This window comes from Amycolatopsis sp. NPDC003861 (assembly GCF_053605405.1).
In genome coordinates this window covers 1-6,335 of the sequence record NZ_JBSGJD010000380.1, presented here as the reverse complement: position 1 = coordinate 6,335, position 6,335 = coordinate 1, and the positions used below count along the sequence as shown (strand labels likewise).

The 6,335-nt window shown below is 74.3% G+C and carries 5 protein-coding genes; 4 read left to right on the top strand and 1 reads right to left on the bottom strand.

Features of this window, described 5'->3' with window-relative positions; genetic code table 11:
* A partial coding sequence (locus ACWEVN_RS45480; RefSeq protein ID WP_452055410.1) for a SpvB/TcaC N-terminal domain-containing protein occupies positions 1–717 on the bottom strand: 717 nt, incomplete at its 3' end.
* 198 nt (positions 718–915) lie between these two features.
* Here ACWEVN_RS45480 and ACWEVN_RS45475 point away from each other — a divergent pair.
* The 4 genes from ACWEVN_RS45475 (at position 916) to ACWEVN_RS45460 (ending at position 6,234) form a co-directional block, all read left to right on the top strand.
* Entirely contained in the window at positions 916–2,547 is a 1,632-nt protein-coding gene (locus tag ACWEVN_RS45475; protein ID WP_452055409.1) for a S8 family serine peptidase, read from the top strand.
* A complete protein-coding gene (locus ACWEVN_RS45470) occupies positions 2,544–3,119 on the top strand; it encodes an RNA polymerase sigma factor (RefSeq protein WP_449687646.1) in 576 nt (191 codons plus the stop codon). The genes ACWEVN_RS45475 and ACWEVN_RS45470 overlap by 4 nt, the downstream gene beginning before the upstream one ends.
* The gene (locus ACWEVN_RS45465) at positions 3,116–3,604 is read left to right on the top strand and encodes a hypothetical protein (RefSeq protein WP_449687647.1); all 489 of its coding nucleotides are present in this window, start codon (positions 3,116–3,118) and stop codon (positions 3,602–3,604) included. The genes ACWEVN_RS45470 and ACWEVN_RS45465 overlap by 4 nt, the downstream gene beginning before the upstream one ends.
* An 83-nt stretch (positions 3,605–3,687) precedes the next feature.
* On the top strand, positions 3,688–6,234 hold the full coding sequence (locus tag ACWEVN_RS45460) for a CHAT domain-containing protein (RefSeq protein WP_449687648.1): 2,547 nt from the start codon (positions 3,688–3,690) through the stop codon (positions 6,232–6,234).
* Positions 6,235–6,335 lie beyond the last annotated feature (101 nt).

The following is a 6,335-nucleotide window of genomic DNA, read 5'->3' as shown; positions in this document are numbered from 1 at the left end:
CAGCTGGACCCGCCGCGGCGGCGAGGCCTCCAGGGAGGCGTAGCCCAGCCGCAGGACCGGAGCGGCGGTTTCGGTGCCGTGCGTGTCGAAGCCGGTGAGCGCCACGGACGTCAGCAGCGACGCGCCGGTGACGTCGTCGGCGTCGTAGCCGAGGGTCCACCGCCGCACCAGCGGCCGCGCCGAGGCGGGCACCCGCAGGTCGATCCGCGCGCACCGCAGCGCCGTCGTGACGAGGGTGCCGCCGCGGCCCCGGCGCAGCACGTCCGGCCGCGGCTCGTAGCTGAACTCCACTTCGTAGGGGCCGTAGGAGACGCGCGTGAGGTAGGCCTGGCCGCTGTGGTGCGCCCAGGCGAACGTCGCGGCGGTGCCGAAGGCGTCCTCGGTCCGGTCGAGGTACCAGGTCGAGCCGTCGCCCGGGCCGAGGAAGTGCCGGAGGCCCGATCGGGTGGTGAGCAGGAAGCCGTCGCCGCGGCGGACCAGCCGGCCCGCCGCGCCGGAGGACGCGTGGTCGTCCGCCGGCCCGACGTGCGGCAGGGGCACGGTGAACCCGCCGCCGAACGGGCCGTTCGCCGCACCGGTCGTGTACCGCAGGGCGAGCGCGGGCGCGCTGCCGCCGGGACCGGGCGGCAGGTCGAGCGGCACCGTGAAGCAGCCGCCGCCGGTCGCCGGTTCCGGTGTGAAGGCGGCTTCGTGCGTGCTCGACCGGAGCACAACCATGGTCATCTCCCCGCATGGATCCGTGACTGTGGAGGGCCAAGTGGGTGAGCCGGGGGCGCCAGATACGTCGTCACCCGTTTGCCGCGGCCGTTATGCATTCGTGACGTCGGTGTCGTATCCCGGGTGCGGCCCGCGGGTCTTTCCCGGGTGCCGTTGGTGATCAGTGGCGGGGGCAGAGGCAGCAGGAGGGTGGACCCGATGGTCGTCAGGTTCGTGCGGGACGAGACCGCGGAAGCAGCGACGGAGGACGCAAGGACGCTCAACGAACTCCCGGCCCCGCCGAGGCAGGTGCTGGACCGGCACGGCGCCCGCGTGCTCGACCCGGCGACGGCGGTCGTCGCGGCCGGGCAGCCGGCCCCGCGCACCACCGTGTACCGGCCGGGCGTGTTCCTGTTGCCCCAGCGGTACCTGCGCGACCAGGAGACGTTGCCGGCGATCAACCGCGTGCTCGACCGCATCGGCCTCTACGCCGCCCCGGCCGACCGCGGCGGCGACGCCAAGGAGCTCGCCCGCGTCCGGCAGCTCGACGACGTGCCCGTCCGCGCCCTGCTGCACGTGCGCGAAGACGCCGATCCGGTCGTCGTCGACTGCTGGAAGGCGCTCCAGCTGCTGCGGTCCGCCGCTTCGGGCGAGCGGCCGGAACTGGATCCGGACGTGGTCCGGGAGATGTCCGTCGAGCACCTGATGTTCACGACGCCGGTGTTCGGCGGGGTGCCGTGGGAGACCAGCGGCCTCGGCGGCACGCCCTGGGAGACCAGCGGGTTCGGCGCGGGCAGCTCGTACGGGCGCACCCACGGCGCCAACCGGATCCCGGTGACGCTGGCCGCCGCCCCGCCGTACCGCAGCCCGAAGCCCGCCCACCGGCGGCCGGTGATCGCCGTGCTCGACACCGGCATCGGCCCGCACCCGTGGTTCGGGCTGGCCGACCGCTCCGGCCCGCCGCCCGCCGGTTCCGGGCTCGCCGTCGCCCCGGACATCCAGGCCGCCATCCTGCAGGCGGAGCTCGGCTCCGGCACGACCGTGCCCACCCAGCTGCTCCACGACTACTGGGACGCGCCGACGACCGGCCAGCCGCTGATCGGGGACATCGACACCGACACCGGGCACGGCCTGTTCATCGCCGGCATCGTCCGGCAGGCCTGCCCGGAAGCCGACACGCTCGCCATCCGCCTGGTGCACAGCGACGGCGTGGCGTACGAAGCCGACGTGCTGCTCGCGCTGCACCTGCTCGCCGACCGCGTCCGCAACGCGCAGGCGAACAACCGCCCGCAGGACATGGTGGACGTCGTCTCGATCTCGATGGGTTACTACGTCGAAGACCCGGCGGACGTTGCCTTCACCGGCCAGTTCGGTTCGGTGATCGCGGAGCTGCTCGGCCTCGGCGTGCTGGTCGTCGCGGCCGCGGGCAACGACGCCACGACGCGCCGGTTCTACCCGGCCGCCTTCGCCGACCAGCCGCTCGGCGGCGGCAGCGGCCCGCAGGTGATCAGCGTCGGGGCGCTCAACCCCGACGTCGCCACCAGCAAGGCGCTGTTCTCCAACGAAGGCCCGTGGGTGCACTGCTGGGCGACCGGCGCCGGCGTCGTCAGCACGTACCCGACCGACGTCCGCGGCACCGCGGCCGCCGACCACGAGGTGCCGGGCTTCGGCCGCAACTCCTTCGACCCCGACGACTACAGCGCCGGCTTCGCGGTCTGGGACGGGACGTCGTTCGCGGCGCCGCTCGCCGCCGCCGAGCTCGGCAAGGCCCTGCTGCAGTCCGGGGACCTGGCCACGGTCGACCGGGAAACCGTCGTCAAGCGCGCCTGGGCCGCGCTGGGCTCGCTGTGAACGTGGCCAAGACCGACCACGCTCGCGTGGCAACCCTGTTCGACGCCGCGCGGGAGGGCGACCGCGCGGCGCTGGACGAGCTGGTTTCCCTGCTCACGCCGTTGCTCTGGCAGGTGGCGCGCGACCAGGGACTCGACGCCGATCAAGCGGCCGACGTCGTGCAGACGACGTGGCTGCGGCTGCTCGGTTCGTTCGCGGAGATCCGCTCGCCGGTCGCGCTGACCGGCTGGCTGATCACCGTCACCAAGCGGGAGGCCTGGCGCACGGGGGAAAAGCGCCAGGTCGAGCGGCCGCTGCCGGAACTCCCGGAGCGGCTGGCCGAAGCTTCGCCGGCACCCGAGGAGGGGGTGCTGCGCGAGGACCAGCGCGTGCGCTTGTGGCGCGCGGTGGACACCTTGCCCGAACGCTGCCGCAGCCTGCTGCGGATCGTGGCGTTCGTGCACCGGCCGGACTACGCCGAAGTCGGCGCCCGGCTGGGCATGCCGAGGGGGAGTATCGGCCCGACCAGGGGACGCTGCCTCGCGCGCCTGCGCGAGCAGCTACTCGCCAACGGCGAAGGAGATTGGCTGTGACGACCGTCGAACCACCAGGCGCGAACGAGCCCTTGGACGAGCTCGACTTCCGGCTGCTGGCCGGCGTGCGCGAGCTGTGGGAAGACGCCGACCCGATGCCTCCCACGCTGGTGGAGCAGATCCGCTTCGCGATCCAGCTGGAGGACGTCGACCTGGAGGTGATGCGCATCCGGGAGCAGGAGGCCGCCGCCGCGGGCGCGCGCAGTGCCGCCGAGCAGGGCAGGCTCATCACGTTCGACAGCGAAAGCTTGACGATCATGGTGAACGTGAGCCCGGAGCCGGGGGGAACGATCCGCCTGGACGGGTGGCTCACGCCCCCGGCCGGGCACCCGATCGAGGTCCGCACGAGTTCGGGTCCGCTGACCACGACGTCGGACGCGGAGGGCCGGTTCGCGGTGAGCGGGGTGCCGCACGGGATGGTCCAGGTACTGGTGCGCACGGTGGGCCGGTCGAGGACGGTGAGCACACCGGCGGTCGAGCTGTAGCTTTCGACGGTTTCGAAGCTGCCTGATACCTCTGACTCGGAGGTACGATCCGGGGCGTCCTTCCCCGGCCGAAAGGGCAGCCCGTGGTCGCGTCGCCGAGGGTCGAAGACCGGGTCCGCGACCTGCACCGCCGGGCGGTCGCGGCGACCAACAACGGCCAGCCGGTGGTCGGCGGCCGGCTGATCCGGTCCGCCGCGCGGCTGCTCGGCCTGCCCGCCACCGAACCTCCGAACGGGTGGCCCGCCTGGCCCGACCTCGCCACGCGCGTCCTCGGCACCTACGCCGCCGTCGAAACCGCGCTCGGCAACAGCGCCCGCGGGCTCGCGCTGCTCGACGAGGCCGACGTCCTCGTGTCCGACGCCGGGCGCGGGATCCTGCGCCAGCAACGGGGTCTCGTGCTCATCCTGATCGGCCGGATGGACGAAGCCCTCACCTGCTTCGACGAGGCCATCCCGCTGCTGCGGCAGGCCGGCGAGTTCGTCGTGCTCGCCCGGACGCTGCTCAACCGCGCGATGCTGCACCAGTACGCCGGGCGCGTCCGGCTCGCGCTCGCCGACCTCGACCAGTGCGAGCAGATCGGGGCGACCCAGCCCGGAGAAGACGGCCTGGCCCGGATCTTCGCCAAGGCCGCGCACGGCCGCGGCCAGGCGCGGGTGCTCACCGGCGACATCCCGGGCGCGCTGCGCGACTTCGACGCGGCGAGCGGCTTCTACGCCGACCAGAGCGTCGGGATGCTGCCGGTGCTGGCCGTCGACAAGGCGCGGGCGCTGCTGGCCGCCGGGCTGCCGCACGAAGCCGCCGCCGAACTGGACGCGGCGCTCGAGCAGTTCCCGCGGCTGCGGATGAACCAGGAACACGCCGAGGCCGAGCTGACCAGGGCACTGGCCGCGCTGGCGAGCGGCGACCCGGGGGCCGCGCGCAGCTGGGCCGGGCGGGCCGAACGCCGGTTTCGCCGTCGTGGCAACGAAACCTGGGCGGCGGTGGCGCACCTGACCGTGCTGCGCGCGGACTTCGCGGCCGGACGCCGGATCGCCCGCGTGTCCGCCGAGGCGACCGCGCTGGCGGACCGGCTCACCGGGCTGGGCCTGCGCAACGACGCCGAAATCGCGGCCCTGCTGGCGGCCCGGGCCCGGATCGCGCTCGGCGACCTCGACGGCGCCCGCGCCGGCATCGCCCCGCGCGACCGCCGGACCGCGCCGCTGGAAAACCGCCTGGTCCGGCGGCTCGCGCTGGCCGAACTCGGGGCGGCGAGCGGCCACCGGCGCGTCACCTTCGCGAACGCGCGGGCCGGGCTGACCCAGCTGCAGCGGCACCGCAGCCGGTTCGGCAGCGTCGACCTGCAGACCGGGACAACGTCGCTGGGCAAGGAACTCGCCGACGCGGGGCTCGCCGCCGCGCTCGCCCAGCGCTCGCCGGGGGTGGTGTTCCGCTGGCTCGACCGCTCGCGCGCGCAGGCGTTCCGGTTCCGGCCGGTGCGCCCGCCGGCCCACCCGGAGACCGTCGACGCCGTCGCCGAGCTGCGGTTCCTGTCGATGCAGATCCGCGCGGGCGAGCTGGCCGGGAAGCCGGACGCCCAGGCCGTGAAGCGGTGTGCCGCGCTGGAACGGGAAATCCGCGCCAAGGGCTGGCAGGCCGAGGGCGTCGACGCCGACCACGCCGAGGCGAAACTGCGTGAAATCGGCGACGAGCTCGCGGCGACCGGCAGCGCGATGGTCTGCTTCCTCGCCGACCGCGGGGCGTTGTGCGCGCAGGTGATCGCGAACCACCGGGTGGCGCTGGTCGAGCTCGGCCCGGCGGCGGCGGTCGCGGAGCCGGTCGCGCGGCTGCACAGCGACCTCGACGCGTTGTGCGGGCGCCAGCTGCCGCCGCAGCTGGACCGGGTCATCCGCCGTTCGGTGCGGACGCAGGTCACCGCGCTGGACGCGATCCTGCTGGCGCCGCTGGCGCCCCGGCTCGGCGACCTCGACGTCGTCGTCGTGCCGACCGGCGCGCTGTCGGCGATCCCGTGGGGGCTGCTGCCGACGCTGCACGGCCGCCCGGTGACGGTCACGCCGTCGTCGTCGGCCTGGTTCGACGCCGGCCGCCGGTCCGGCCGGGCGACCGGTGCACCGCTGCTCGTCGCGGGGTCCGACCTGACCCACGCCGAAGCCGAAGTCGCCCGCCTGGCCCCGCTGTACCCGGACGCCGAGGTGCTGACCGGCCCGGACGCGACGGTCGCGGCGACGCTCAAGGCGTTCGACGGCTGCCGCCTGGCCCACTTCGCCGCGCACGGCCACCACGAGCAGGAGAACGTGCTGTTTTCCCGGCTCAACCTGGCCGACGGGCCCCTGATGGCCTACGACGTCCAGCAGCTGGCGACGGCCCCGGAGCAGGTGGTGCTGTCCTCGTGCGACGTCGGCCAGACGGTGGTGCGGGCGGGCGACGAAGTCCTCGGCTTCACGGCAGCGCTGCTCTACGGCGGCAGCCGCACGGTGGTCTCGAGCGTGGCCCGGGTCGACGACCGCACGGCGGGCGGCGTGATGCTGGCGTTCCACAAGGCACTGGCGGCGGGCACACCCCCGGCGCGCGCCTTGGCGGACGCGGCGCAGACGGAACCGCTGATGCCGTTCGTCTGCTTCGGCCGCAGCTGACCAGCCCAAACGCCCCAATGTGGCGTTCGGTGCGTCAGATGCACCCAATGTGGCGTTCGGTGCGTCTGACGCAACCAACGCCACATTGGGGAGATCGGAAG